This is a genomic window from Klebsiella sp. K47 (genome assembly GCF_051858335.1).
Taxonomy (GTDB): Bacteria; Pseudomonadota; Gammaproteobacteria; order Enterobacterales; family Enterobacteriaceae; genus Klebsiella; species Klebsiella pneumoniae.
Genome location: NZ_JBPYUI010000008.1, coordinates 114,556 through 140,335, shown reverse-complemented (window position 1 = coordinate 140,335; position 25,780 = coordinate 114,556). Strand labels below are relative to the sequence as shown.

24 protein-coding genes are annotated in these 25,780 nt (G+C 58.1%); 15 read left to right on the top strand and 9 right to left on the bottom strand.

Annotation, left to right across the window (positions count from 1 at the left end; translation table 11 throughout):
* The 12 genes from murD to mutT all read left to right on the top strand — a co-directional run bounded on the left by murD (window position 1) and on the right by mutT (window position 14,456).
* Window positions 1-1,317 carry a UDP-N-acetylmuramoyl-L-alanine--D-glutamate ligase gene (gene murD, locus RRF55_RS10200; protein WP_004151364.1) on the top strand — a complete coding sequence of 439 codons (1,317 nt, stop codon included), beginning with the start codon at window positions 1-3 and terminating at the stop codon, window positions 1,315-1,317.
* Window positions 1,317-2,591: a cell division protein FtsW gene (ftsW, locus tag RRF55_RS10195; RefSeq protein WP_002888565.1), complete on the top strand. Its 1,275-nt coding sequence runs from the start codon at window positions 1,317-1,319 to the stop codon at window positions 2,589-2,591. The genes murD and ftsW overlap by 1 nt, the downstream gene beginning before the upstream one ends.
* A complete protein-coding gene (murG, locus tag RRF55_RS10190; protein ID WP_002888566.1) occupies window positions 2,588-3,658 on the top strand; it encodes an undecaprenyldiphospho-muramoylpentapeptide beta-N-acetylglucosaminyltransferase in 1,071 nt (356 codons plus the stop codon). Before ftsW ends, murG begins: the two co-directional genes overlap by 4 nt.
* A gap of 47 nt (window positions 3,659-3,705) precedes the next feature.
* The gene (gene murC / locus RRF55_RS10185; RefSeq protein ID WP_004145947.1) at window positions 3,706-5,181 is read left to right on the top strand and encodes a UDP-N-acetylmuramate--L-alanine ligase; all 1,476 of its coding nucleotides are present in this window, start codon (window positions 3,706-3,708) and stop codon (window positions 5,179-5,181) included.
* Complete coding sequence (locus tag RRF55_RS10180) at window positions 5,174-6,094, top strand: D-alanine--D-alanine ligase (RefSeq protein WP_002888623.1); 921 nt, start codon at window positions 5,174-5,176, stop codon at window positions 6,092-6,094. The genes murC and RRF55_RS10180 overlap by 8 nt, the downstream gene beginning before the upstream one ends.
* A 1-nt stretch (window position 6,095) precedes the next feature.
* Window positions 6,096-6,926 carry a cell division protein FtsQ gene (ftsQ, locus tag RRF55_RS10175; RefSeq protein WP_002888624.1) on the top strand — a complete coding sequence of 277 codons (831 nt, stop codon included), beginning with the start codon at window positions 6,096-6,098 and terminating at the stop codon, window positions 6,924-6,926.
* Complete coding sequence (ftsA, locus tag RRF55_RS10170) at window positions 6,923-8,185, top strand: cell division protein FtsA (RefSeq protein WP_002888625.1); 1,263 nt, start codon at window positions 6,923-6,925, stop codon at window positions 8,183-8,185. The genes ftsQ and ftsA overlap by 4 nt, the downstream gene beginning before the upstream one ends.
* 62 nt (window positions 8,186-8,247) lie before the next feature.
* Entirely contained in the window at window positions 8,248-9,399 is a 1,152-nt protein-coding gene (ftsZ, locus tag RRF55_RS10165; protein ID WP_002888628.1) for a cell division protein FtsZ, read from the top strand.
* Window positions 9,400-9,499: 100 nt separating this feature from the next.
* The gene (gene lpxC, locus RRF55_RS10160; protein WP_002888632.1) at window positions 9,500-10,417 is read left to right on the top strand and encodes a UDP-3-O-acyl-N-acetylglucosamine deacetylase; all 918 of its coding nucleotides are present in this window, start codon (window positions 9,500-9,502) and stop codon (window positions 10,415-10,417) included.
* A gap of 322 nt (window positions 10,418-10,739) precedes the next feature.
* Window positions 10,740-11,237, top strand: coding sequence for a secA translation cis-regulator SecM (gene secM, locus RRF55_RS10155; protein ID WP_002888635.1), 498 nt, complete (start codon window positions 10,740-10,742; stop codon window positions 11,235-11,237).
* Between the two features lie 62 nt (window positions 11,238-11,299).
* Window positions 11,300-14,005, top strand: a complete 2,706-nt coding sequence (gene secA, locus RRF55_RS10150; protein WP_439419122.1) for a preprotein translocase subunit SecA — start codon at window positions 11,300-11,302, stop codon at window positions 14,003-14,005.
* Between the two features lie 58 nt (window positions 14,006-14,063).
* The gene (mutT, locus tag RRF55_RS10145) at window positions 14,064-14,456 is read left to right on the top strand and encodes an 8-oxo-dGTP diphosphatase MutT (RefSeq protein WP_130974898.1); all 393 of its coding nucleotides are present in this window, start codon (window positions 14,064-14,066) and stop codon (window positions 14,454-14,456) included.
* A 52-nt stretch (window positions 14,457-14,508) separates the two neighbouring features.
* Here the strand turns inward: mutT and yacG are convergent, their stop codons facing one another.
* Genes yacG through coaE form a run of 3 tightly spaced genes read right to left on the bottom strand, consistent with a single transcriptional unit; the run spans window position 14,509 to window position 16,076 of the window.
* Window positions 14,509-14,703 (bottom strand): DNA gyrase inhibitor YacG, encoded by a 195-nt coding sequence (gene yacG / locus RRF55_RS10140; protein ID WP_002888644.1) that lies wholly within the window; start codon window positions 14,701-14,703, stop codon window positions 14,509-14,511.
* Between the two features lie 9 nt (window positions 14,704-14,712).
* On the bottom strand, window positions 14,713-15,456 hold the full coding sequence (gene zapD / locus RRF55_RS10135; protein ID WP_020947138.1) for a cell division protein ZapD: 744 nt from the start codon (window positions 15,454-15,456) through the stop codon (window positions 14,713-14,715).
* Window positions 15,456-16,076 carry a dephospho-CoA kinase gene (gene coaE, locus RRF55_RS10130; RefSeq protein ID WP_002888649.1) on the bottom strand — a complete coding sequence of 207 codons (621 nt, stop codon included), beginning with the start codon at window positions 16,074-16,076 and terminating at the stop codon, window positions 15,456-15,458. The genes zapD and coaE overlap by 1 nt, the downstream gene beginning before the upstream one ends.
* Before the next feature lie 343 nt (window positions 16,077-16,419).
* Here coaE and RRF55_RS10125 point away from each other — a divergent pair, with 343 nt between their 5' ends.
* Window positions 16,420-17,463, top strand: a complete 1,044-nt coding sequence (locus RRF55_RS10125) for a GMP reductase (RefSeq protein WP_004145938.1) — start codon at window positions 16,420-16,422, stop codon at window positions 17,461-17,463.
* A gap of 36 nt (window positions 17,464-17,499) precedes the next feature.
* On the opposite strand, the gene hofC is transcribed toward RRF55_RS10125, so the two are convergent.
* The 4 genes from hofC to nadC all read right to left on the bottom strand — a co-directional run bounded on the left by hofC (window position 17,500) and on the right by nadC (window position 21,597).
* Entirely contained in the window at window positions 17,500-18,705 is a 1,206-nt protein-coding gene (hofC, locus tag RRF55_RS10120) for a protein transport protein HofC (RefSeq protein WP_004147085.1), read from the bottom strand.
* The gene (gspE, locus tag RRF55_RS10115) at window positions 18,695-20,080 is read right to left on the bottom strand and encodes a type II secretion system protein GspE (protein ID WP_004145935.1); all 1,386 of its coding nucleotides are present in this window, start codon (window positions 20,078-20,080) and stop codon (window positions 18,695-18,697) included. Before gspE ends, hofC begins: the two co-directional genes overlap by 11 nt.
* 10 nt (window positions 20,081-20,090) lie before the next feature.
* On the bottom strand, window positions 20,091-20,522 hold the full coding sequence (gene ppdD, locus RRF55_RS10110) for a prepilin peptidase-dependent pilin (protein ID WP_002888683.1): 432 nt from the start codon (window positions 20,520-20,522) through the stop codon (window positions 20,091-20,093).
* Between the two features lie 181 nt (window positions 20,523-20,703).
* Window positions 20,704-21,597 (bottom strand): carboxylating nicotinate-nucleotide diphosphorylase, encoded by an 894-nt coding sequence (nadC, locus tag RRF55_RS10105; protein ID WP_002888684.1) that lies wholly within the window; start codon window positions 21,595-21,597, stop codon window positions 20,704-20,706.
* Window positions 21,598-21,730: 133 nt separating this feature from the next.
* Here nadC and ampD point away from each other — a divergent pair, with 133 nt between their 5' ends.
* Window positions 21,731-22,294 carry a 1,6-anhydro-N-acetylmuramyl-L-alanine amidase AmpD gene (ampD, locus tag RRF55_RS10100; protein ID WP_002888692.1) on the top strand — a complete coding sequence of 188 codons (564 nt, stop codon included), beginning with the start codon at window positions 21,731-21,733 and terminating at the stop codon, window positions 22,292-22,294.
* On the top strand, window positions 22,291-23,145 hold the full coding sequence (gene ampE / locus RRF55_RS10095; protein ID WP_004177406.1) for a beta-lactamase regulator AmpE: 855 nt from the start codon (window positions 22,291-22,293) through the stop codon (window positions 23,143-23,145). The genes ampD and ampE overlap by 4 nt, the downstream gene beginning before the upstream one ends.
* 235 nt (window positions 23,146-23,380) lie before the next feature.
* Here the strand turns inward: ampE and RRF55_RS10090 are convergent, their stop codons facing one another.
* Together RRF55_RS10090 and RRF55_RS10085 are read right to left on the bottom strand one after the other, a co-directional pair.
* Window positions 23,381-24,331: a glycoside hydrolase family 43 protein gene (locus RRF55_RS10090; protein WP_004147088.1), complete on the bottom strand. Its 951-nt coding sequence runs from the start codon at window positions 24,329-24,331 to the stop codon at window positions 23,381-23,383.
* A complete protein-coding gene (locus tag RRF55_RS10085) occupies window positions 24,331-25,737 on the bottom strand; it encodes a glycoside-pentoside-hexuronide (GPH):cation symporter (protein ID WP_004145929.1) in 1,407 nt (468 codons plus the stop codon). The genes RRF55_RS10090 and RRF55_RS10085 overlap by 1 nt, the downstream gene beginning before the upstream one ends.
* Window positions 25,738-25,780: the final 43 nt, after the last annotated feature.

Below are 25,780 nucleotides of genomic sequence, written 5' to 3'. Positions count from 1 at the left end.
ATGGCAGATTATCAGGGTAAAAAAGTCGTCATAATTGGGCTGGGCATGACCGGCCTGTCATGCGTGGACTTTTTCATGGCGCGCGGCGTAACCCCGCGCGTGATGGACACCCGCGTCGCGCCTCCGGGGCTGGATAAATTACCCGAATCGGTCGAATGCCATGTCGGCGGACTCAATGATACCTGGCTGCTGGCGGCGGACCTGATTGTCGCCAGTCCGGGGATTGCGCTGGCCCATCCTTCGCTCAGCGCAGCGGCCGACGCTGGCGTAGAGATCGTTGGCGATATCGAACTGTTCTGCCGCGAAGCGCAGGCGCCGATTATCGCCATTACCGGTTCTAACGGCAAAAGCACTGTTACTACCCTGGTGGGCGAGATGGCGAAAGCCGCTGGAGTTAACGTCGGCGTGGGCGGCAATATCGGCCTGCCGGCGCTGATGCTGCTGGACACCGATCGAGAGCTGTATGTGCTGGAGCTCTCCAGCTTCCAGCTGGAAACCACCTCCAGCCTGCAGGCGGTGGCGGCAACCATCCTCAACGTGACTGAGGACCATATGGACCGCTACCCGCTGGGGCTGCAGCAGTATCGCGCGGCGAAGCTGCGGATTTACGAGAATGCGAAGACCTGCGTGGTGAATGCGGACGATGCGCTCACCATGCCGGTACGCGGGGCGGACGAACGCTGCATTAGCTTTGGCGTCGATGTCGGTGACTACCACCTTAACCGCCAGCAGGGCGAAACCTGGCTGCGCGTTAAAGGTGAGAAAGTCCTCAATGTGAAAGAGATGCCTCTCACCGGTCAGCATAACTACAGCAACGCCCTGGCGGCGCTGGCGCTGGCCGATGCCGCGGGTCTGCCGCGGGCCAGCAGCCTGAAGGCGCTGACCACCTTTACCGGTCTGGCGCACCGTTTCCAGCTGGTGCTGGATCACAACGGCGTACGCTGGATTAACGACTCGAAGGCGACCAACGTCGGCAGCACCGAGGCGGCGCTGAACGGCCTGCAGCTGGACGGCACGCTCTATCTGCTGCTGGGCGGCGACGGCAAGTCCGCTGATTTTACCCCGCTGAAGCGCTACCTTGGCGGCGATCGTATTCGCCTGTACTGCTTTGGTCGCGATGGCGCCGAGCTCGCTGAGCTGCGTCCTGAGGTGGCGGTACAAACTGAGACTATGGAACAGGCGATGCGTCAGATTGCTCCCCTGGTGAAAGCGGGGGACATGGTGCTCCTGTCGCCGGCCTGCGCTAGCCTGGATCAGTTTAAGAACTTTGAACAACGGGGCGAGATGTTTGCCCGTCTGGCGAAGGAGTTAGGTTGATGCGTTTCTCTCTCCCACGCCTGAGAATGCCGCAGCTGAGCCTGCCTCGGCTGAGACTGCCGCGACTGCCGGGGATGTTTATTTTCGCCTGGCTATTCGCTGCGCTGAAAGGCTGGGTGATGGGCTCGCGCCCGAAAGATAACGACAGTCTGGTGATGTATGACCGGATGCTGCTATGGCTGACCTTCGGCCTGGCGGCGATCGGCTTTATTATGGTGACCTCGGCGTCGATGCCGGTCGGACAGCGCCTGGCGAACGATCCTTTCCTCTTCGCCAAGCGTGACGGCCTGTACATTGTGCTGGCCTTCGCGCTGGCGATGATTACGCTACGTCTGCCGATGGATTTCTGGCAGCGCCACAGTACCGCGATGCTGATCGCCTCGATCGTCATGCTGCTGATCGTACTGGTAGTAGGCAGCTCGGTAAACGGCGCATCGCGCTGGATAGCCCTTGGTCCGCTGCGTATTCAGCCGGCGGAGTTCACCAAGCTGTCGCTGTTCTGCTACATCGCCAACTATCTGGTGCGTAAAGCCGACGAAGTGCGTAACAACCTGCGCGGCTTCTTAAAACCGATGGGCGTGATTTTCGTACTGGCCATCCTGCTGCTGGCGCAGCCTGACCTCGGTACCGTGGTGGTCCTGTTCGTCACCACGCTGGCGATGCTGTTTCTCGCCGGCGCGAAGCTGTGGCAGTTCATCGCCATTATCGGCATGGGTATTTCGGCGGTGGTCCTGCTGATCCTCGCCGAACCATACCGTATTCGCCGCGTGACCTCCTTCTGGAACCCGTGGGAAGACCCGTTCGGCAGCGGCTACCAGCTGACCCAGTCGCTGATGGCTTTCGGCCGCGGCGAGATGTGGGGGCAGGGCCTCGGCAACTCGGTGCAAAAACTGGAGTATTTACCGGAAGCGCACACTGACTTTATCTTCGCCATTATCGGCGAAGAACTCGGTTATATCGGTGTGGTACTGGCGCTTTTAATGGTATTCTTCGTCGCTTTCCGCGCCATGTCGATTGGCCGTAAAGCGCTGGAGATCGATCATCGCTTTTCCGGCTTCCTCGCCTGTGCGATTGGTATCTGGTTTAGCTTCCAGGCGTTAGTTAACGTCGGCGCGGCGGCGGGGATGCTGCCGACGAAAGGTCTGACGCTGCCGCTGATCAGTTATGGTGGTTCCAGTCTGTTGATTATGTCGACGGCCATTATGTTGTTGTTGCGAATTGATTATGAAACGCGTCTGGAAAAAGCCCAGGCGTTTACACGGGGTGTGCGATGAGCGGTCAGGAAAAGCGGTTGATGGTGATGGCGGGCGGTACCGGCGGGCATGTGTTCCCGGGACTGGCGGTCGCGCACCATTTAATGGACCAGGGCTGGCAGGTTCGCTGGCTGGGTACCGCCGATCGTATGGAAGCGGATTTAGTGCCGAAAAACGGCATCGAAATTGATTTTATCCGCATCTCCGGCCTGCGTGGCAAAGGTATCAAAGCGCAGCTACTGGCGCCGGTGCGTATCTTTAACGCCTGGCGTCAGGCGCGGGCGATCATGAAGCGTTTCCAGCCGGACGTGGTGCTGGGTATGGGCGGCTATGTTTCCGGGCCTGGCGGTCTGGCGGCGTGGTCGCTGGGGATCCCGGTGGTCCTCCACGAGCAAAACGGCATTGCCGGCCTGACTAACAAGTGGCTGGCGAAGATTGCGAAGAAAGTGATGCAGGCGTTTCCCGGCGCGTTCCCGCATGCGGACGTCGTTGGGAACCCGGTGCGCACCGATGTACTGGCGCTGCCGCTGCCAGGTCAGCGTCTGGTTGGCCGTCAGGGGCCGATTCGCGTGCTGGTGGTCGGTGGCTCTCAGGGCGCGCGCGTCCTGAACCAGACGATGCCGCAGGTGGCGGCGAAGCTCGGCGCTACGGTGACCATCTGGCATCAAAGCGGCAAAGGCGGCCAGCAAACCGTGCAGCAGGCCTATGCCGCCGCCGGACAGCCGCAGCATAAAGTGACGGAATTTATTGATGACATGGCCGCGGCGTATGCCTGGGCAGATGTTGTGGTTTGCCGTTCCGGCGCGCTGACGGTTAGCGAAATCGCGGCCGCAGGTTTACCAGCGCTGTTTGTCCCGTTCCAGCACAAAGATCGTCAGCAGTACTGGAATGCGCTGCCGCTGGAGAAAGCCGGCGCGGCGAAAATTCTTGAACAGCCTGAGTTCACGGTAGAGGCGGTTGCCTCTACCCTGGCGAGCTGGGATCGGGAAACCTTGCTGGATATGGCGGAACGAGCGCGTGGCGCTTCGATTCCGGACGCTACCGAGCGGGTAGCAGAAGAGGTCAGCGCCGTAGCTTTGGCGCGCTAATTGCGGTGATTTTCACCGCCCGAATACAGAAGTTGATGGCGTAAAGAATGAATACACAAGATTTGGCAAAACTGCGTTCCATAGTGCCCGAGATGCGTCGCGTTCGGCACATTCACTTTGTCGGCATCGGCGGTGCCGGTATGGGCGGTATTGCCGAAGTGTTGGCTAACGAAGGTTACCAGATCAGCGGCTCCGACCTGGCGCCGAATCCGGTGACCCAGCAGCTGTCGCAGCTTGGCGCCACCATTTATTTCAACCATCGCCCGGAAAACGTGCGTGATGCCAGCGTGGTTGTCGTTTCCAGCGCGATTTCGGCAGATAACCCGGAAATCGTTGCCGCGCATGAGGCGCGTATCCCGGTGATCCGTCGTGCCGAAATGCTGGCGGAACTTATGCGCTTTCGCCACGGGATCGCCATTGCCGGGACCCACGGCAAAACCACCACCACCGCGATGGTATCCAGCATTTACGCCGAGGCCGGGCTGGACCCGACCTTCGTCAACGGCGGACTGGTAAAAGCGGCGGGCGTACATGCCCGTCTTGGCCATAGCCGTTACCTGATCGCGGAAGCGGATGAGAGCGACGCGTCGTTTCTGCATCTGCAGCCGATGGTGGCCATTGTCACCAACATCGAAGCCGATCACATGGATACCTACCATGGCGACTTTGAGAATCTGAAGCAGACCTTTATCAACTTCCTGCACAACCTGCCGTTCTACGGACGCGCGGTGATGTGCGTGGACGATCCGGTGATCCGGGAATTGCTGCCGCGCGTTGGCCGGCAGATCACCACCTACGGTTTTAGCGACGACGCCGACGTGCGCGTCGAGGACTATCGTCAGGTTGGGGCGCAGGGGCATTTCCGCCTGGTACGCCAGGATAAAGCGATCCTGCAGGTGACGCTCAATGCCCCGGGACGCCATAACGCGCTGAACGCGGCGGCGGCCGTCGCCGTGGCGACGGAAGAGGGGATTGACGATCGGGCAATTCTGCGCGCACTGGAGAGCTTCCAGGGAACAGGACGCCGCTTTGATTTTCTTGGCGAGTTTCCGCTGGCCGAAGTCAACGGCAAACCGGGCAGCGCGATGCTGATCGATGATTACGGTCACCACCCGACGGAAGTGGACGCCACCATTAAAGCAGCGCGCGCCGGCTGGCCGGATAAAAACCTGGTGATGGTATTCCAGCCGCACCGTTATACCCGTACCCGCGATCTGTATGATGATTTTGCCAACGTGCTGACCCAGGTGGATGCCCTGCTGATGCTGGACGTCTATCCGGCGGGCGAAGCGCCGATCCCGGGCGCCGACAGCCGCTCGCTGTGCCGCACCATTCGCGGTCGCGGGAAAGTGGATCCGATCCTGGTGCCCGATTCGGCCCAGGCCGCGGAGATGCTGGCGTCAGTCCTGACCGGCAACGATTTAGTACTGGTGCAGGGCGCCGGTAACATCGGTAAAATCGCCCGCCACCTGGCTGAAATCAAACTGATCCCGCAAAAAACGGAGGAGGAGCGCCATGGCTGATAAAATCGCGGTGCTTTTCGGTGGAACCTCCGCTGAACGTGAAGTGTCGCTGAATTCAGGCGCGGCGGTGCTGGCCGGGCTGCGTGAAGGCGGGGTGGACGCCCATCCGGTCGACCCGCGCGATGTTGATATTACCCAGCTAAAAAAGCAGGGCTTTAAGAAAGCGTTTATTGCCCTCCACGGCCGCGGCGGGGAAGATGGCACTCTGCAGGGGCTGCTGGAGTTAATCCAGCTGCCTTATACCGGCAGCGGCGTGATGGCTTCGGCGATTTCAATGGATAAACTGCGCAGCAAGTGGCTGTGGCAGGGCGCCGGATTACCGGTCGCGCCGTGGGTGGCGCTGACCCGCGCCCAGTTTGCCGCCGGGCTGTCTACTGACGTCGAACAGCAAATTGCGGCGCTGGGTCTGCCGGTCATCATCAAGCCGAGCCGTGAAGGCTCCAGCGTCGGGATGTCGAAAGTCAGCGAAAGTTGTGATTTAGCGAGTGCATTGGCGTTGGCTTTTCAGCATGATGATGAAGTTTTGGTCGAAAAATGGCTCAGTGGACCGGAATTTACCGTCGCCATAGTCGGTGAAGAAATTTTACCGTCAATACGTATCCAGGCCGCGGGAACCTTCTATGATTATGAGGCGAAGTATCTCTCTGATGAGACGCAATATTTCTGCCCAGGATTTGAAGATCCCGCGCGTGAGTCCGCTATTCAGAACCTGGTGCTTAAAGCCTGGAATGTTCTGGGTTGCAAAGGCTGGGGCCGTATTGACGTGATGCTGGACAGCGATGGCCAGTTTTATCTGCTGGAAGCGAATACTTCCCCGGGCATGACCAGCCATAGCCTTGTGCCAATGGCGGCGCGTCAGGCAGGAATGAGCTTCTCCCAGCTTGTTGTACGAATTCTGGACCTGGCGGGGTGATATGTCGCAGGCTGCGCTGAATACGCGGAACCATGAAGAAGAGGCTTCTTCTTCGCGTCGGAGTAATGGAACGCGGCTGGCAGGGATCGTTTTCCTGCTGGCGGTGCTGTTTACCGTGCTGGTCAGCGGGTGGATGGTTCTTGGCTGGATGGAAGATGCGCAGCGCTTACCGCTGTCGAAGATGGTGGTGACCGGCGAGCGTCACTATACGCGCAATGATGACATCCGTCAGGCGATCCTGGCGCTGGGTTCGCCGGGTACCTTTATGACTCAGGATGTGAACATCATTCAGAGCCAGATTGAACGTCTGCCGTGGATTAAGCAGGCGAGCGTCCGAAAGCAGTGGCCCGATGAATTGAAGATTCATCTGGTTGAATATGTGCCGATTGCGCGCTGGAATGATCAACATATGGTGGATGCAGAAGGAAATGCCTTCAGCGTGCCGGCGGATCGCACCAGCAAACAGAATTTACCGATGTTATACGGTCCCGAAGGCAGCGAGAACGAAGTGCTGCAGGGGTATCGTGACATGGGGCAGGTGCTGGCAAAGGATAAATTCACGTTGAAAGTGGCGGCGATGACCGCCCGTCGCTCCTGGCAGTTGACGCTTAATAATGACATCAAGCTCAACCTTGGCCGTGGCGATACCATGAAACGGCTTCAGCGCTTTATGGAACTCTACCCGGTTCTTCAGCAGCAGGCGCAGACCGACGGCAAACGGATTAGCTACGTTGATTTGCGTTATGACTCGGGTGCGGCAGTGGGCTGGGTACCTGCTCCCGCAGAGGAAACTAATCAACAACAGAATCAGGCACAGGCAGAACAACAATGATCAAGGCGACGGACAGAAAACTGGTAGTTGGACTGGAGATTGGCACCGCCAAGGTGGCCGCTTTAGTAGGGGAAGTTCTGCCCGACGGCATGATCAATATCATCGGCGTGGGCAGTTGCCCATCGCGTGGTATGGATAAAGGCGGTGTGAACGACCTCGAGTCGGTGGTGAAATGCGTACAGCGCGCCATCGACCAGGCCGAACTGATGGCGGATTGCCAGATTTCATCAGTTTATTTGGCACTTTCGGGTAAACATATAAGCTGTCAGAATGAAATCGGGATGGTACCGATTTCGGAAGAAGAAGTGACGCAGGACGACGTCGAGAACGTGGTCCACACCGCGAAGTCGGTTCGCGTTCGCGATGAACATCGTGTCCTGCACGTGATTCCGCAGGAATATGCTATCGACTACCAGGAAGGGATTAAAAACCCGGTAGGGCTGTCCGGCGTGCGTATGCAGGCGAAGGTGCATCTGATCACCTGCCATAACGATATGGCAAAAAACATTGTTAAAGCAGTGGAACGTTGTGGTCTCAAAGTTGACCAACTTATTTTCGCCGGGTTAGCGGCCAGCTATTCGGTATTAACAGAAGACGAACGTGAGCTGGGCGTCTGCGTTGTGGATATCGGCGGTGGTACAATGGATATCGCCGTCTACACCGGCGGCGCATTGCGTCACACCAAAGTGATCCCGTATGCCGGTAACGTGGTGACCAGCGATATCGCCTATGCCTTCGGTACGCCGCCGAGCGATGCCGAAGCCATCAAGGTTCGTCACGGATGCGCATTGGGTTCCATCGTCGGTAAAGACGAAAACGTCGAAGTACCGAGCGTTGGTGGACGTCCTCCGCGTAGCCTGCAGCGTCAGACGTTGGCAGAGGTGATTGAACCGCGCTATACCGAGCTGCTTAACCTGGTCAATGAAGAGATCCTGCAGCTGCAGGAACAGCTCCGCCAGCAGGGTGTTAAACATCATCTGGCGGCGGGGATTGTGTTAACCGGCGGCGCGGCGCAAATTGAAGGTCTGGCGGCCTGTGCGCAGCGCGTGTTCCATACTCAGGTGCGCATTGGCGCGCCGCTGAACATCACCGGTTTAACCGACTATGCCCAGGAGCCGTATTATTCAACGGCGGTGGGGCTGCTGCACTACGGAAAAGAGTCACATCTCAGTGGTGAAGCGGAAGTAGAAAAACGCGTGACGGCCTCAGTGGGCTCGTGGATTAAGCGACTCAACAGCTGGCTGCGAAAAGAGTTTTAATTTTTTAAGAGAACGCAGACAATTAGCGTTCTCAGGCGACAGGCACAAGACGGAGAGAAACTATGTTTGAACCTATGGAACTGACCAACGACGCGGTGATTAAAGTCATCGGCGTCGGTGGCGGCGGCGGTAACGCCGTTGAACACATGGTGCGCGAGCGCATTGAGGGTGTTGAATTCTTCGCGGTAAACACCGATGCGCAGGCGCTGCGTAAGACGGCGGTTGGCCAGACTATCCAGATCGGTAGCGGTATTACCAAAGGTCTGGGCGCGGGCGCGAACCCGGAAGTCGGCCGTAACGCGGCTGATGAAGACCGTGAAGCGCTGCGCGCAGCCCTTGATGGCGCAGACATGGTGTTCATCGCGGCAGGCATGGGCGGCGGTACCGGTACCGGCGCGGCGCCCGTAGTCGCGGAAGTGGCGAAGGATCTGGGGATCCTCACCGTTGCGGTGGTCACTAAGCCGTTTAATTTTGAAGGTAAGAAGCGCATGGCGTTCGCTGAGCAGGGGATCACCGAGCTGTCCAAGCACGTTGACTCACTGATCACCATCCCGAACGACAAGCTGCTGAAGGTCCTGGGTCGTGGAATTTCCCTGCTCGACGCATTCGGCGCGGCAAACGACGTCCTGAAAGGCGCGGTGCAGGGTATCGCCGAACTGATCACCCGTCCGGGTCTGATGAACGTCGACTTCGCGGACGTCCGTACCGTGATGTCTGAAATGGGCTACGCGATGATGGGCTCCGGGGTGGCGAGCGGTGAAGACCGTGCGGAAGAAGCGGCTGAAATGGCTATCTCTTCTCCGCTGCTGGAAGATATCGACCTGTCAGGCGCGCGCGGCGTGCTGGTCAACATTACTGCGGGCTTCGACCTGCGTCTGGACGAGTTCGAAACTGTGGGTAACACCATCCGTGCTTTTGCCTCGGATAATGCGACCGTGGTTATCGGTACCTCTCTGGACCCGGATATGAACGACGAGCTGCGCGTGACCGTAGTGGCGACCGGTATTGGCATGGATAAGCGTCCGGAAATCACCCTTGTAACCAACAAGCAGGTTCAGCAGCCGGTGATGGATCGTTACCAGCAGCATGGTATGTCGCCGCTGACGCAAGAGCAGAAGCCGGCAGCCAAAGTGGTGAACGACAATACGCCGCAAACCGCGAAAGAGCCGGATTATCTGGATATCCCAGCCTTCCTGCGTAAGCAAGCCGATTAAGAATCGACTGGAAGTTGGGCATCTGCGCTCTTTGTGCTAAACTGGCCTCCCGATAGTGGTGTACACTTCGGTTGGATAGGTAAATTGGCGAGATTATACGATGATCAAACAAAGGACTCTTAAACGTATCGTTCAGGCGACTGGCGTCGGTTTGCATACCGGCAAGAAAGTCACACTGACGTTACGCCCTGCGCCGGCAAATACCGGGGTCATCTATCGTCGCACCGACTTGAATCCACCGGTAGATTTTCCGGCTGATGCCAAATCTGTGCGTGATACCATGCTCTGTACTTGCCTGGTTAATGAGCATGACGTGCGGATTTCTACGGTTGAACACCTGAACGCCGCATTGGCTGGCCTGGGTATCGACAACATTATTGTTGAAGTCGATGCGCCGGAAATCCCGATTATGGACGGCAGTGCGGCTCCGTTCGTTTATCTGTTGCTGGACGCCGGCATTGATGAACTGAACTGCGCCAAGAAATTTGTACGTATCAAAGAGACGGTTCGCGTTGAAGATGGCGACAAATGGGCTGAATTCAAACCGTACAATGGTTTTTCGCTGGACTTCACCATCGATTTTAACCATCCAGCGATTGATGCCAGCACCCAGCGCTATACGCTGAACTTCTCGGCCGATGCGTTCATGCGTCAGATTAGCCGTGCGCGTACCTTCGGTTTTATGCGCGATATCGAATATCTGCAGTCCCGCGGCCTGTGCCTGGGCGGCAGCTTCGATTGTGCCATCGTTGTTGACGATTATCGCGTACTGAACGAAGACGGTCTGCGCTTTGAAGACGAATTTGTTCGCCACAAAATGCTGGATGCGATCGGTGACCTGTTTATGTGTGGTCACAACATTATCGGCGCATTCACGGCGTACAAATCGGGTCACGCGTTGAACAACAAACTGCTGCAGGCGGTTCTGGCAAAACAGGAAGCCTGGGAGTATGTGACCTTCGAAGACGACGCAAAACTGCCAATGGCGTTCCGCGCACCGTCGATGGTTCTGGCGTAAGCCTGACCATTCAGTAAATTCGACTGGTAACCTGGTACTCTCTCCGACCAGGGAGCCAGTCGTTTTTCTTTTATAGCACCCTCCAGTTATTTTCGCTGCGATCCCTGGATAATAATTAGCGTGCGTTCGCTGCTTTATTAAGCGTTTTCGCCGGGCAATCGCCTTCATTCATGCTGCCTCAGGCCGGTATTAATGTTAGTATTTGAGCGCAAAATTATTTCTCAGGGTTGCTTTACCCCGTGGACATCAGGTTGTCCTGCGAAAAACATCAATAAAGAGACAGCCTGAACGACGACGGGTCTAGCAAAGAAAGGTAATGAACGTGAGTGGATTGCTGACGCGCTGGCGACAGTTTGGCAGACGGTATTTTTGGCCGCATCTCCTGTTGGGGATGGTCGCGGCCAGCCTCGGCCTGCCTGCGCTAAGCAACGGTCACGAGACCGCGGCGCCAGCGAAGGCGACCGCCAGCAATCACAATCCGAGCAAGGTTAATTTCTCTCAGCTGGCGCTGCTGGAGACGAATCGCCGGCCCAGCTTTACCGTCGACTACTGGCATCAGCACGCCATTCGCACCGTTATTCGTCATCTCTCCTTCGCCATGGCGCCGCAGGCGCTGCCGGTGGCGGAAGAAACTTCCCCGCTGCAGGCTCAGCATCTGGCGCTGCTCGACACCCTCAGCGCGCTGCTGACGCAGGACAGCACGCCGCCGGTGGTGATCCGCCAGGCGGGTTACATCCCTTCTTCATATTCTGCCTTCCGCGTCAGCGCCTGGATAAGCCAGGTGGCGGGGATCCGCGCAGGGCCTCAACGTCTCAGCTGAAAATAACCACGGACCATCCTATTTTTTGTGACTCCGCACCGCGGGGCGTTTGAGATTTTATTATGCTTATCAAAATGTTAACCAAGGTTTTCGGCAGCCGTAACGACCGTACGCTGCGTCGTATGCGCAAAGTCGTCAATATCATCAACGGCATGGAACCGGCGATGGAAAAACTCTCTGATGACGAGCTGAAAGCGAAAACCGCTGAATTCCGCGCGCGCCTGGAAAAAGGCGAAACGCTGGAAAGCCTGATCCCTGAAGCTTTCGCCGTCGTTCGCGAAGCCAGTAAGCGCGTATTCGGCATGCGCCACTTCGACGTCCAGCTGCTGGGCGGTATGGTGCTTAACGATCGCTGCATCGCCGAGATGCGTACCGGTGAAGGTAAAACCCTGACCGCGACCCTGCCGGCGTACCTCAACGCGCTAACCGGCAAAGGCGTTCACGTAGTGACCGTCAACGACTATCTGGCCCAGCGTGACGCCGAAAATAACCGCCCGCTGTTTGAATTCCTGGGCATGACAGTTGGCATCAACATGTCCGGCCTGCCGGCGCCGGCGAAGCGTGAAGCTTACGCTGCCGATATCACCTATGGCACCAACAACGAATACGGCTTCGACTACCTGCGCGACAACATGGCCTTCAGCCCGGAAGAGCGCGTTCAGCGTAAATTGCACTATGCGCTGGTGGATGAGGTGGACTCCATCCTGATCGATGAGGCGCGTACGCCGCTGATCATTTCCGGCCCGGCGGAAGACAGCTCTGAAATGTACCGCAAGGTAAACAAAATCATCCCGCATCTGATCCGCCAGGAAAAAGAGGATTCGGATACTTTCACTGGCGAAGGCCACTTCTCGGTGGATGAAAAAGCGCGTCAGGTTAACCTGACCGAACGTGGTCTGGTGCTGATTGAAGAGCTGCTGGTACAGGAAGGCATTATGGATGAAGGTGAGTCCCTGTACTCTCCAACCAACATTATGCTGATGCACCACGTTACCGCCGCGCTGCGCGCCCATGCGCTGTTCACCCGCGACGTTGACTACATTGTCAAAGATGGCGAAGTTATCATCGTCGATGAGCACACTGGCCGTACGATGCAGGGCCGCCGCTGGTCCGATGGTCTGCACCAGGCCGTTGAGGCCAAAGAGGGCGTGGAGATCCAAAACGAGAACCAGACTCTGGCCTCTATCACCTTCCAGAACTACTTCCGTCTGTACGAGAAGCTGGCGGGGATGACCGGTACAGCCGATACCGAAGCCTTTGAATTCAGCTCTATCTATAAGCTGGATACCGTGGTTGTACCGACCAACCGTCCGATGATCCGTAAAGACATGGCGGATCTGGTCTATATGACCGAAGCGGAAAAAATTCAGGCAATTATCGAAGATATCAAAACTCGTACCGCTGCCGGTCAGCCGGTGCTGGTGGGGACTATCTCGATCGAAAAATCTGAAGTGGTTTCCCGCGAACTGACTAAAGCTGGCATCAAGCACAACGTCCTGAACGCCAAATTCCACGCCAGCGAGGCGGATATCGTCGCCCAGGCGGGCTACCCTTCCGCGGTGACCATCGCCACCAACATGGCGGGTCGTGGTACCGATATTATGCTCGGCGGTAGCTGGCAGGCGGAAGTCGCTGCGCTGGAAAACCCAACGCCAGAGCAGATTGAGAAAATCAAAGCCGACTGGCAGGTACGCCACGATGCGGTACTGGCCGCAGGCGGTCTGCACATCATCGGTACCGAGCGTCATGAATCTCGCCGTATCGATAACCAGCTGCGCGGCCGTGCTGGTCGTCAGGGGGATGCCGGTTCTTCCCGCTTCTACCTGTCAATGGAAGATGCCCTGATGCGTATCTTCGCCTCCGATCGCGTGTCTGGCATGATGCGTAAACTGGGAATGAAACCAGGTGAGGCGATTGAGCACCCGTGGGTCACCAAGGCGATCGCCAACGCCCAGCGTAAAGTGGAAAGCCGTAACTTCGATATCCGTAAGCAGCTGCTGGAATATGATGATGTGGCCAACGACCAGCGCCGGGCGATCTACACCCAGCGTAACGAGCTGCTGGACGTGTCTGACGTCAGCGAAACCATCAACAGCATCCGCGAAGACGTCTTTAAGGCGACGATCGATGCCCATATTCCGCCGCAGTCGCTGGAGGAGATGTGGGATATCGAAGGTCTGCAGGAGCGTCTGAAAAACGACTTCGACCTCGACCTGCCAATCAAAGAGTGGCTGGATAAAGAGCCGGCGCTGCATGAAGAGACCCTGCGCGAACGTATTCTGCAGAGCGCGGTAGAAACCTACCAGCGTAAAGAAGAAGTGGTCGGCGCCGAGATGATGCGCCACTTCGAGAAAGGCGTGATGCTGCAGACTCTGGATTCGCTGTGGAAAGAGCACCTCGCGGCGATGGATTACCTGCGCCAGGGTATCCACCTGCGCGGCTATGCGCAGAAAGATCCGAAGCAGGAGTACAAGCGCGAATCGTTCTCAATGTTTGCCGCGATGCTGGAGTCACTGAAGTATGAAGTGATCAGCACCCTGAGCAAAGTCCAGGTGCGGATGCCGGAAGAAGTCGAGGCGATGGAACAGCAGCGTCGTGAAGAGGCCGAGCGCCTGGCGCAGATGCAGCAGCTCAGCCATCAGAGCGATGATGAAGCCGCAGCCCAGGATCTGGCGGCGCAAACCGGCGAACGTAAAGTGGGCCGTAACGATCCGTGCCCGTGCGGCTCCGGCAAAAAGTACAAACAGTGCCACGGCCGTCTGAGCTAAGGTCTGATAAAACAAACAAAGGCGCAGAGTTCTGCGCCTTTTTTATGGAGCGCATTCAATGAAAAAACTGCAAATCGCCGTCGGGATAATTCGCAATCCGCAAGGCGAAATCTTTATTACCCAGCGCGCCGCCGATGCCCATATGGCGAATAAGCTGGAGTTCCCGGGCGGGAAGATTGAATCTGATGAGACGCCTGAGCAGGCGCTAATCCGCGAACTGCAGGAGGAGGTTGGGATTACGGTCACCACCTCTTCGCTCTTTGATAAGCTGGAGTATCAGTTGCCCGATCGCCATATTACGCTGTGGTTTTTCCTCGTGGAAAGTTGGCAAGGCGAGCCGTGGGGTAAAGAAGGGCAGCCGGGTCGGTGGATGGCGGGGCCAACGTTGGATCCGGCGGCGTTTCCTCCGGCGAATGAACCGGTTATCAGCAAACTTATCGCCCAGGGCTGAGCCCCGGGGCGCGAGGCTAACCCGCCAGGCGCCGGGTTAGCTTGCCATCAAATCAGGGTTGCTGCTCGCTCCAGTCATCGCTATCGGAGAGATCCCCCGCGCTGGGGATGCGCTTCTCTTCCGCAGCCCATTCTCCCAGATCGATCAGTTGGCAGCGCTTGCTACAGAACGGACGAAACGGACTCTGCTCGCCCCACACCACAGTTTTGCCGCAGGTCGGGCAGTTGACGATAGTCTCTTCTGACATGTTATCTCCTTAACAGCAGGCCAGTTCAAAATCAAAGCGCTCCGGCACGATCCCATATTCACTGTCCAGCGCCAGGAAACGGATGGCGAAACGGCTCTTATGGCCGGAAATTTGCGGATAAAGCTGGTGAGCCAGATCGAGACGCAGGCGCAGCAGATCGGCATCTTCACCATTATCCTGATAAAAGCCGTTGAGGCTGGTCTGTTTGCGGAACAGCGCGGAGTTGCGGATAAGTTCGAGGATCAGGCTCAGGGACTGGACCAGCGGATCGAGGCTGGCAAGCCAGCTGGCCACCTGCTCATCGCGATGCGCCTGTGGCATATGGAGCCAGATATGCAGGGTCGGTAAATCGAAGCTGCAGCAGCCGCCAGGAATACTCAGGCGCTGACGCACCAGCGCAATCAGGCGATCTTCACGCAGAAACTGACCAATGCGCGGCGCGGCCATCAGGGTGCTGGAGGACTGCTTCAACTGGTGGCGCAGCTCGTTAATGCGCTCCTGATCGACGCCCGGCACTTCTGCCCATGACTGGAGCTTACGCTGCTGGCGTTCCAGCTCTTTAACCAGGTCAGTGCGCACCTCGCCGCGCTCCAGGACATCCAGCAGATCGCCGGCGTTACGGAAAAAATGGAGCGCATCGGCATGGCTGGCAATCTGCGGACGGAAAGCCATCTGCTGGATCAGAAATTCGATGCGCAGCCAGGTGCGCATTTTCTCATTAAGAGGATGTTCAAACAGAACGGGGGTATGCATTACGAGTTTTCCTGTGAGGCGGCCTGCGATGCCAGCGTTAAATACTTTTCGTGCAGGCGGGCAACATCCGATGCCACTGCATCCGGCGTGCCAGTGTTTTCAATAACATCGTCCGCGACGGCCAGGCGCTGCTGGCGCGTGGCCTGGGCGGCAAGAATATGTTCAGCATGTTCGCGGCTGACCTTATCGCGCAGCATGGTGCGTTCGATTTGCGTCTCTTTCGGCACATCGACGACCAGTACGCGATCGGCCTGGCCGGACAGGCGGTTTTCGACCAGCAAAGGTACGACCCAGAGGAGATAAGGGGAGGTGGCGGCCTGCATCTGGCGGCGCGTTTCCTGCTGAATCAGCGGGTGCAACAGCGCATTGAGCCAGGCTTTTTCCTCCACGTGAGCAAAAATTTTTTCTCGTAGCAGGCGGCGGTTCAGCGTGCCGTCGGGGGCAATCATCTGTGGTCCGAAGTGGCCGACAATGGCCTGGAGCGCCGGGGTACCGGGCTCGACCACCTGACGGGCGATAACATCGGCATCGATAACCTTAACCCCAAGCTGCGCGAAGGCGTCGGCGACCGTACTTTTACCGCTGCCGATCCCGCCTGTTAACGCGACTGTGTACCCCATATCTTCTGACCCTGAAACGGATTGCTCGTATTTTTTGCAGGCAGACAGCGATGACTGGCAGCGCGCCGGGGAGGCGACAGTGAGCATGTCGTGAGGGCCCCGCGCCAACCGGGATCGCCGTCCGCTATACTGTTTGTTTTAATCAAGCAAATCAAATGGTTAAAAACAATACTCCGGCAGGGGAAGGCATAGGCGCCTTTTTCTCCATTCACCAGGTAAATTTATACGATTGTAGCGTAAAAAAAGTGAAAATCGCAGTCTTGCGCGGGCCTGATTCGCGCGTATGATAACGTCACTGGAGTTGTGCTCTCACATTCATGCCATTAACCCCAGGAATTCGCACATGCGTATTGAAGAAGATCTGAAGCTTGGTTTCAAAGACGTTCTTATCCGCCCGAAACGCTCTACCCTCAAAAGCCGTTCTGATGTTGAGCTGGAACGTGAATTCACCTTTAAACATTCAGGCCTGACCTGGTCCGGCGTGCCGATTATTGCGGCTAACATGGATACCGTCGGCACCTTCAGCATGGCTAAAGCGCTGGCCACTTTTGGTATTCTGACCGCGGTACATAAGCACTACACCGCTGAAGAATGGCTGGCGTTTACCCAGGGCGCATCCGCGGACGTACTCAAGCATGTGATGGTTTCCACCGGCACGTCCGATGCGGATTTCGAAAAAACCCAGCAGATCCTCTCTCAGAACCCACAGCTGAATTTTGTGTGTATCGACGTCGCCAACGGCTACTCTGAGCACTTTGTACAGTTCGTGGCGAAGGCGCGCGAAGCCTGGCCGCAAAAAACTATCATCGCCGGGAACGTGGTCACCGGTGAAATGTGCGAAGAGCTGATCCTCTCCGGCGCCGATATCGTCAAAGTTGGCATCGGCCCGGGATCCGTCTGCACCACCCGCGTTAAGACCGGGGTCGGCTATCCGCAGCTCTCCGCCGTGATTGAGTGTGCCGATGCGGCGCACGGCCTTGGCGGCCAGATCATCAGCGACGGCGGTTGCACCATGCCGGGCGATGTGGCGAAAGCCTTCGGCGGCGGCGCTGATTTCGTGATGCTTGGCGGCATGCTGGCGGGCCATGAAGAGAGCGGCGGAACCATCGTTGAAGAAAACGGAGAGAAATTCATGCTGTTCTACGGCATGAGCTCCGAGTCGGCGATGACCCGCCATGTGGGCGGTGTCGCGAAATACCGCGCGGCGGAAGGCAAAACCGTTAAGCTGCCTTTGCGTGGACCGGTGGAGAATACCGCACGTGATATTCTCGGCGGCCTGCGTTCTGCCTGCACCTACGTTGGCGCCTCGCGTCTGAAAGAGCTGACCAAGCGTACGACCTTTATCCGCGTTCAGGAACAAGAGAACCGGGTATTCAATAGCCTGTAATCGGCTGCACTGGCGCCTGCGTGGCGCCAGTGTTTCTCATCCTCCCACCCCGCCAATGGCATCGCCCAGGTGAAAAACGGGCAAATACATTGCCACCACCAGAATCCCGACCAGCGAGCCGGTTATCACCAGCATCATGGGTTCAAGATGCGCAGCCAGACTATCGGCTCGCTGATAGGTTTGCTCGCGATGATGATGCGCCAGGTTTTCCAGCATCTGATCCAGCGCTCCCGCGCTTTCCCCCGTGCGGATGAGCTGCAGGCACAGCGGTGTAAAACCGCCGCAGCGGCTTAACGCCTGCCAAATCGGCTCCCCCTGAACGATCAGCGCGCGGGCCTGCGCCAGACGCTGGCGCCACAGCGGGCACGACAGGGACTCTTCAACGCTTTGCAGCCCCTGCAGAAAGCTAATACCGGCGCTTTGGGTTAACGCCAGGATGGTGAAGATCAGGCTCAGCTGTTGTCCGCCGATCAGGGAGCCAATGAGAGGGAGCGCGTTAAGCAACCGCTGGCGGCGCAGCAACCAGTCGCTGCGCCGCCGGATCAGCTGGTTGAGCAGCAGCGGGCTCAGCAGCGAGGCCAGCAGCAGCGGCCAGCCGCGACTTAGCATGTCGCCTGCCGCAACGACCATCCGCGTCAATAGCGGTAGCGGCGTACTGAACGTCTGGTAGATGGCGGTGAACTCGGGCAGGACAAAATAGAGCATCCCCAGCACCACCAACAGCGCCAGAGAGAGCACGATCAGCGGGTAGCGCAGCGCTTTTTTGACTTTGCTGGCGAGCCGCTGCTGCTCCTGCTGCTGATTCGCCAACTGCAGGCAGCAGATATCGAGCTTGCCCGTCAGTTCGCCGGTGCTAATCATCGCCAGATATAGGGGCGGAAAAGCCTGGGGCCACTGCGCCAGCGCGGCAGAGAACGCCACGCCCTGGGCCAGCTCGCGGCCTAGCGCCTCAAGCAGCGCCTGCCACTGGGCATGCGACTGCTGCTGCGCCAGCAGCGATAACCCTTCCGCCAGCGGCAGGCCGGCCTGCAGCAGGGTCGCCAGCTGGCGGATCGTTTCGCAACTGTAGCGCGGGTGCCAGAGGCTCTGCTTCACCGCACAGCGGCGTACAGCCAGCGGTATAACTCGCTGCTGTTGGAGGTGCTGCAGGACCTCCAGACGCTTGGTTTGCCATAGCATCCCCTGACAAGGGGCGCCCTGCACATCGATACCGCGCCAGCGCCAGAGACGCTTAGTCGCCATGGGGGATCCCCAGCACCCGCACCACCTCTTCGAGGCTGGTCAATCCCTGTTCGATAGCCTGACAGCCGCTTTCAAAAAGCGTCATCATCCCCGCGGCTCGCGCCAGAGATTCAATCTCAATGGCGTTAAGTCCCTGGACTATCCCCTGGCGTAGCCCGGGGGTAACAGGCAGCACTTCGAACAGCGCCAGCCGGCCGTAATATCCGTGGTAACAATGTTCGCAGCCCGCTGCCTGCCAGCGTGGCAGCGGGCGGGGCCACAGGCTGTGCGGCAGGTCGGCGGCGCTGCCGGCATTACGCCGACAGTGGGGACACAGCTTGCGGACCAGACGCTGGGCGATGACCAGCGAGAGCGCAGAGGAAATCATCCAGCGGGCGATGCCCATTTGCTGCAGGCGGGTCAGGGTTTCGCTGGTGGAATTGGTGTGCAGGGTGGAGAGCACCAGATGACCGGTCTGGGCGGCTTTGAGCGCGATTTCAGCGGTCTCGGCATCGCGGATCTCGCCCACCATGACAATATCCGGATCCTGGCGTAACAGGGCGCGCAGCACACTGTGAAAAGTGAGTCCGGCGCGGGGATTGATTTGCGTCTGGTTCATCCCGGCGATGGGGATCTCCAGTGGATCCTCCACGCTACAGATATTCACTTGCTCACGGTTTCTGGCCTGCAGGGCGCTGTAGAGGGTCACCGTTTTCCCGCTTCCGGTTGGGCCGGTGACCAGCAGCAGACCCTGCGGCTGGTTCAGCGCCTGGCGAAAGGCCGCCAGCTGGGAGGATGAGAGTCCGAGTGCTTCCAGATCCAGCGCCTGGTCAACCTGATGCAGAAGGCGCAGGACAATCTTTTCGCCATAGCGGCAGGGCAGAGTGGCGATGCGAAAAGAGAGCGGTCGTCCCGCAAGATTCAGCGCGAACTGGCCATCCTGCGGTAAACGGTGCTCGGCGATATCGAGACTGGCCAGGACCTTGAGTCGCGCGATAACCGGTGCGGCCAGTTCGGGAGCCAGCAACGGTAGGGCGTGAAGGACGCCATCGACCCGCAGGCGGATGCGTAAGTGCGTTTCCGTGGGCTCGATATGAATATCAGACGCCCGCTGACGCAGGGCCTGTTCGAGGATCTGGTTGACCCGTTCGGCGATATTTTCCGGCCCGTCGTTCTGCGCCAGTTGCGCCTGCTTTTCCTGGGCCTGCAGACGCTTATCCATCTGCTCCTGGCTCCAGCATTCAATGTCGATCCGCTTTTGCGTCGCGAAGCGTAGCGCCTCCATTAACTCCGCCGGCGGGGTATTAACCACCGCAATAGAGATTGTCTGTTCATCGCTATGCAGCAGCATGGCGTGGTAGCGACGGCAGAGGGGGATCAGCTGTTCTGTTTTCATGCATTCGCCCTCACTTCACCCGGAAAACGTCTTCGCAGGCCTGCTGAAGCGCGCTATTGCCGGTGATGGTGCAGACGCGCTGCCAGCCGGTGACGCCCTCGGCATTGTCCCAGGTCGGCGTCAGGGTGACCCCCAGTCCGTTCAGACTCTCCTGACCGGTGAGGGTGACGACCCCTTTGGCCACGCTCATGGCGGAAAGGTAGCGCGTGGTTGTCGGCGAGGGAATGCCGTTGCTGCCGCCGTCGCATGGCGTTAGGCCGCCATGATCGAGCGCGCAAAGTTCGATGGCTGTCCGGTAAGGGACAAAGGTCTGCAGCAGGTCGGTGAGGGCGGCTTTACGCAGGTAGTTCTGGTAGGCCGGGATGCCGATGGCGCTAAGAATGGCGATGATTCCGATAACCACCATCAGTTCAATCAGGGTAAAACCTCGTTGTTTATCCATAAGTCGCTCCTTGTTGTGACAGGAGCACTGTGAAGGGATTGAGGGGCGCAGGCGAGGGGGCGAAAACGATCCGGGAAAGCGGGTTCCAGGGTTTTTATCTGGATTTCATGGTGAGCACGGGCGACTGCGAGGCGGGCCGCAAATTCAGGCCTTCACGCCCGGAAGCGTGAAGGCCTGTTGCTCAGCGGAAGCGCATCGACAGGTCGAGCGCCTGCACATGTTTGGTCAGGGCGCCGACGGAAATATAGTCGACGCCGGTATCGGCGAATTCGCGGATGGTGTCAAAGGTAACGTTGCCGGAGACCTCCAGCGCCGCCTGGCCTGCGGTAATTTTCACCGCCTCGCGCATCAGGTCGGTGGTGAAGTTATCGAGCATAATGATATCGGCCCCGGCTTTTAACGCCTGCTCCAGTTCATCCAGGGTTTCCACTTCCACTTCCACCGGCACATCAGGATGCAGCCAGAACGCCTTTTCCACTGCCTGACGGATCGATCCGGAGGCGATAATGTGGTTTTCTTTAATCAGGAACGCGTCGAACAGGCCCAGTCGATGGTTGGCGCCGCCGCCGCAGAGTACCGCGTATTTCAGCGCGGTACGCAGCCCTGGCAGCGTTTTGCGCGTATCCAGCAGTTGGGTTTTGGTGCCGGCGAGCAGGTCGACATAGCGACGGACGACGCTGGCGACGCCGGAGAGGGTTTGCACAAAGTTCAGCGCCGTGCGTTCGCCGGTGAGCAGAATACGCGACGGGCCTTCCAATTCGAACAGCGGCTGGTCGGCTTTGACCGCATCGCCGTCGGCCACGTGCCAGGTGATATTCACGTCGTCACCGGCGAGCTGAATAAAGACCTCTTCCACCCAGCGTTTGCCACAGAAGACGCCATCTTCACGAGTAATGACCACCGCATGGGAGCGTGCATCCTGCGGCAATAATTGCGCGCTAATATCGTTGTTGGCGTCGACTTCGCCGCCCAGATCTTCCCGCAGGGAGTGTGCGACAGCATCGGTAATATCGAGATTAATACGTTCCAGCAGCACGTCACGGCGGCGGTCGGGGTTGTAACGACGAGGCGACATGATAAAGCTCCAGATAGATAAGATTCAGAAGTGGGAAACATGCTAACCTGAACGACGTTTCAGTACCATACACACTTCATCCTTTGGGCCGGCGTGTGGCCCGGAAGCATGAGTTCGCGAAAGGAGATCCCGCATGCAGTTGAACGAGGGGTGGTTGGTCGGCGCGCGTCGGGTTCCCTCGCCGCACCATGACTGCCGTCCGGATGAAGAGACCCCTTCCTTACTGGTGGTGCATAACATTAGCCTGCCTCCGGGGGAATTTGGTGGTCCGTGGATTGATGCGCTGTTCACTGGTACCCTGGATCCGCACGCGCATCCTTTCTTTGCCGAGATTGCTCATCTGCGCGTTTCGGCGCATTGTCTGATTCGCCGTGATGGCGAAATCGTGCAGTATGTGCCTTTCGATAAGCGGGCGTGGCATGCGGGCGTCTCCTGTTATCAGGGACGCGAACGCTGCAATGACTTTTCCATCGGCATAGAGCTGGAAGGCACCGATACTCTGGCGTATACCGACGCGCAGTACCGGCAGCTGGCGGCGGTGACGGATCTGCTGATCGCGCTTTATCCGGCTATCGCCGAAAACATTGCGGGCCACAGCGATATCGCGCCCGTGCGGAAAACCGATCCAGGACCGGCCTTTGACTGGATAAAATACCGTGCGCTGCTCAGCGCCCCGTCAGAAAAGGAGACCTCATGACGCTGTTTACGACGCTGTTGGTGCTTATCGCCGAACGGCTGTTTAAGCTGGGCGAACACTGGCAGCTTGATCATCGGCTGGAGGTGGCGTTTCGCCGGATAAAACATTTCTCGTTACCGGGCACGCTGCTGATGACGCTGGTGGCCGTCGCGGTCGTGTATATCATTCAGCGTCTGCTGCAGGGGCAGCTGTTTAACATACCGCTGCTGGTGTTCTGGATTTTACTGGGCCTGCTATGCATTGGCGCCGGCAAAGTTCGGCTGCACTACCATGCCTATCTGAAAGCGGCGTCGCGCAATGACAGTCGCGCCTGCGATGCCATGGCCAGCGAGCTGACGCTGATTCACGGCGTGCCGCCGGGCTGTGATGAGCGTGAGTACCTTAGCGAACTGCAAAATGCGCTGCTGTGGATTAACTATCGATACTATCTGGCGCCGCTTTTCTGGTTTGTCGTGGGGGGCGCCTGGGGCCCGCTGACGCTTATCGCCTACAGCGTACTGCGCGCCTGGCAGACATGGCTGGCGCGCTACCAGACGCCGCACCACCGGTTGCAGTCCGGGATCGATGGTATCCTGCATATTGTGGACTGGCTGCCGGTGCGTCTGGTGGGGGTGGTCTATGCCCTGGTGGGCCATGGTGAAAAAGCGCTCCCGGCGTGGTTTGCTTCGCTGGGCGACCGCCATTCGTCGCAGTATCAGGTGTTGACCCGCCTGGCGCAGTATTCCCTGGCCCGTGAGCCGCACGTGGATAAAGTAGCGACGCCGAAGGCTGCGGTATCGATGGCTAAGAAGACTTCGCTGGTGGTAGTGGTGATTATGGCGCTGCTGACGATTTACGGTACCCTGGTTTAACGGCCTGAGCCCACGCGCTGCCTGCCACGATGTACGTACCTGCGGGGCTTTTGTTGCCTGATGGCGCTGCGCTTATCCGGCCTGGCGAGTCACCCGCAGGCTCACGTCAAGTAGACCCGGCAAGCAACAGCGCCGCCGGGCGATATATCAGACGCCGTGCTGGTCATGTTGCCGGGCGGCGGCTTCGCCTGACCCGGCCTGGAGAACCCGCGCCAGCGGGTAACATTCCGAACCGCTACAGCGTATCCGCCGGTGGAATACCGAAGTCGGGCATCCCGTCTTCCCGCCAGCTGACCAGCTTTAACCGCGTATGGCGATTGGGATCATACAGCGGGTCGCCTTCTATCTCGGTGTAATTCCGCGCGTGATACACCAGCACATCTTCCCCTTCCGGCGTTTGGGTAAAACTATTATGACCTGGGCCATACTGGCGGTTTTCATAGCTGGTGCGGAACACCGGCTGCGGAGCTTTATGCCAGTTTCCCGGCTGCAGCGGATCGGCCTGCCGGTCGATCCATAACAACCCCATGCAGTAGTTTTCATCGGTGGCGCTGGCGGAATAGCTGATAAATAGCTTATCGCCATGCATCAGTACCGCAGGCCCTTCGTTGACCTTAAATCCCCGGCACTCCCAGTCGAACTCCGGCTTGCTCAGCATGACCGGCTCGCCTTTTAACGTCCACGGGTTAGCCATTTCGGCGAGATACAGGTTTGAGTTGCCTTCGATATGCGGGGATTTTTGCGCCCACAGATACCAGCGTTTCCCCTGATGGGTAAAAGTGGTGGCATCGAGGGCGAAGGTATCGAAAGGCGTGACCACCTGGCCTTTTTCCTGCCAGCGGCCGGTCAGCGGATCGCTGTCAGCGCACTCGAGAACGAACATGCGATGCTGGAACATCCCCAGCGCATCCAGATCGTGAGTATGGGTGGCGGCAAAATAGATATACCACTTACCGTCTATTTCATGCAGCTCCGGCGCCCAAATCAGTTGGCTCATCGGCCCGCTTTGCGGCGCGCGCCAAACCACGACCGGCTCAGCATCGCGTAATCCTTCAAGGGTTACCGCGCGCCGGATCTCCAGCCGGTCGTATTCCGGCACCGAGGCAATAAAGTAGTAGTGGCTAAGATGGCGCAGGATAAAGGGGTCTGCACGCTGTTCAATAAAGGGGTTTGGCCAGTTGTTCATCAGGCTTTCCTTACGTGTTCACTGGTTTTCAGTTCCTGGTATTCGTTCAGCTCGCTGTAGTTGCTGCGGCGCTTCTCCAGATCGCTCTGAATCTGGCGCATCAGGGTACGGTCAACCTTCAGCAGGCGCACCACGCCGGCGGTGATCAGATAGCCGACGCCGGGAATGACTGAGAATAGCAGCACGATACCGTTCAGCGCGGAGGCGCTTTGCGCTTTCGCGCCGGCGTCGTAGCCGTACCATGACAGCAGGAAACCGACCATTGCCCCGGCGACCGCCAGGCCGACCTTCAGGAAGAACAGATTACCGGAGAAGCTGATACCGGTGATGCGCTTGCCGGTTTTCCATTCGCCGTAGTCATCAACGTCGGACATTAGCGACCAGTGTAGCGGGGAAGGGATTTGATGCAGAATGTTGAGCAGGAAGTAGAGCACCATAATCAGCGTGGTGGCGTGTGGATTAAAGAAATAGAAGGCGCAGGAGAACACGGCCAGCACGATATTGGTCCAGAAGAAAACCTGCAGTTTGCACCAGCGGTCGGTCAGGACTTTCGCCAGCATGCTGCCAATCATCATCCCAACTACGCCGAGGCTGATAAACAGGGTGGCAAAATGGGTGCTTTGTCCCATCACCCAGGTGACGTAGTACATGGTGGCGGCCATGCGGATAAAGCCCGGACAGACGTTGCACAGCGTGAGCAGCAGGATGCGCACCCACTGGTCATTTTTCCAGACGTCTTTCAGATCTTTTTTCAGTTCGTCATTCGTCTGCACCGCCGGGCGGATACGTTCGCGCACGGTGGCGAAGCAGAACAGGAACATACACATACCGATAAAGGCCAGCACGGTCATCGCCATCTGGTAGCCCTTCGCTTTATCGGCGCCGCCGAACCAGTCGGCCATTGGCAGCAGCGTCAATGACAGCAGGAGCGTGGCGATACCCACCATGACGAAACGATAAGACTGGCAGGCAACACGCTCTTTCGGATCGGCGGTCATCACCGTTCCCAGCGAGCAGTAGGGAATATTAATCGCGGTATAGGTAATCGACAGCAGAAAGTAGGTCACAAACGCATAGATGACTTTGCTATTGTAGGTCCACTCAGGAGTGGTGAACATCAGGACGCTGAACAGGGCGTAGGGGAAGGCGATCCACAGCAGCCATGGACGAAAGCGACCATATTTACTACGGGTGCGGTCGGCAAGAGCGCCCATGATAGGGTCGGTTACCGCATCGATGACTCGCACCGAGAGCAGAAGTACGCCGACCAGCGCCGGCGCCAGTCCGAATATATCAGTGTAAAAATAGTTCACAAACAGCATGATGGCGCCAAAGATAATATTGCATCCGGCATCACCCATCCCGTAACCAATCTTTTCTCTTATTGAAAGCGTGTTCTCTGCCATGTGCGGTCTCTCCGTTGCAGTATGGAGAGAATTATTGGCTGCG

Excerpts from the sequence above, each read along its gene's own strand:
- coaE (WP_002888649.1), bottom strand. The coding sequence starts at position 16,076 with ATGGGGTACACAGTCGCGTTAACAGGCGGGATCGGCAGCGGTAAAAGT.
- murG (WP_002888566.1), top strand. The coding sequence starts at position 2,588 with ATGAGCGGTCAGGAAAAGCGGTTGATGGTGATGGCGGGCGGTACCGGC.
- mutT (WP_130974898.1), top strand. The coding sequence starts at position 14,064 with ATGAAAAAACTGCAAATCGCCGTCGGGATAATTCGCAATCCGCAAGGC.
- gspE (WP_004145935.1), bottom strand. The coding sequence starts at position 20,080 with ATGAAAACAGAACAGCTGATCCCCCTCTGCCGTCGCTACCACGCCATG.
- RRF55_RS10090 (WP_004147088.1), bottom strand. The coding sequence starts at position 24,331 with ATGAACAACTGGCCAAACCCCTTTATTGAACAGCGTGCAGACCCCTTT.
- ftsA (WP_002888625.1), top strand. The coding sequence starts at position 6,923 with ATGATCAAGGCGACGGACAGAAAACTGGTAGTTGGACTGGAGATTGGC.
- lpxC (WP_002888632.1), top strand. The coding sequence starts at position 9,500 with ATGATCAAACAAAGGACTCTTAAACGTATCGTTCAGGCGACTGGCGTC.
- RRF55_RS10125 (WP_004145938.1), top strand. The coding sequence starts at position 16,420 with ATGCGTATTGAAGAAGATCTGAAGCTTGGTTTCAAAGACGTTCTTATC.
- ampD (WP_002888692.1), top strand. The coding sequence starts at position 21,731 with ATGCAGTTGAACGAGGGGTGGTTGGTCGGCGCGCGTCGGGTTCCCTCG.
- RRF55_RS10180 (WP_002888623.1), top strand. The coding sequence starts at position 5,174 with ATGGCTGATAAAATCGCGGTGCTTTTCGGTGGAACCTCCGCTGAACGT.
- ftsW (WP_002888565.1), top strand. The coding sequence starts at position 1,317 with ATGCGTTTCTCTCTCCCACGCCTGAGAATGCCGCAGCTGAGCCTGCCT.
- nadC (WP_002888684.1), bottom strand. The coding sequence starts at position 21,597 with ATGTCGCCTCGTCGTTACAACCCCGACCGCCGCCGTGACGTGCTGCTG.
- hofC (WP_004147085.1), bottom strand. The coding sequence starts at position 18,705 with ATGGCGACTAAGCGTCTCTGGCGCTGGCGCGGTATCGATGTGCAGGGC.
- secA (WP_439419122.1), top strand. The coding sequence starts at position 11,300 with ATGCTTATCAAAATGTTAACCAAGGTTTTCGGCAGCCGTAACGACCGT.
- ampE (WP_004177406.1), top strand. The coding sequence starts at position 22,291 with ATGACGCTGTTTACGACGCTGTTGGTGCTTATCGCCGAACGGCTGTTT.
- ppdD (WP_002888683.1), bottom strand. The coding sequence starts at position 20,522 with ATGGATAAACAACGAGGTTTTACCCTGATTGAACTGATGGTGGTTATC.
- zapD (WP_020947138.1), bottom strand. The coding sequence starts at position 15,456 with ATGCATACCCCCGTTCTGTTTGAACATCCTCTTAATGAGAAAATGCGC.
- murD (WP_004151364.1), top strand. The coding sequence starts at position 1 with ATGGCAGATTATCAGGGTAAAAAAGTCGTCATAATTGGGCTGGGCATG.
- ftsQ (WP_002888624.1), top strand. The coding sequence starts at position 6,096 with ATGTCGCAGGCTGCGCTGAATACGCGGAACCATGAAGAAGAGGCTTCT.
- murC (WP_004145947.1), top strand. The coding sequence starts at position 3,706 with ATGAATACACAAGATTTGGCAAAACTGCGTTCCATAGTGCCCGAGATG.
- ftsZ (WP_002888628.1), top strand. The coding sequence starts at position 8,248 with ATGTTTGAACCTATGGAACTGACCAACGACGCGGTGATTAAAGTCATC.
- RRF55_RS10085 (WP_004145929.1), bottom strand. The coding sequence starts at position 25,737 with ATGGCAGAGAACACGCTTTCAATAAGAGAAAAGATTGGTTACGGGATG.
- yacG (WP_002888644.1), bottom strand. The coding sequence starts at position 14,703 with ATGTCAGAAGAGACTATCGTCAACTGCCCGACCTGCGGCAAAACTGTG.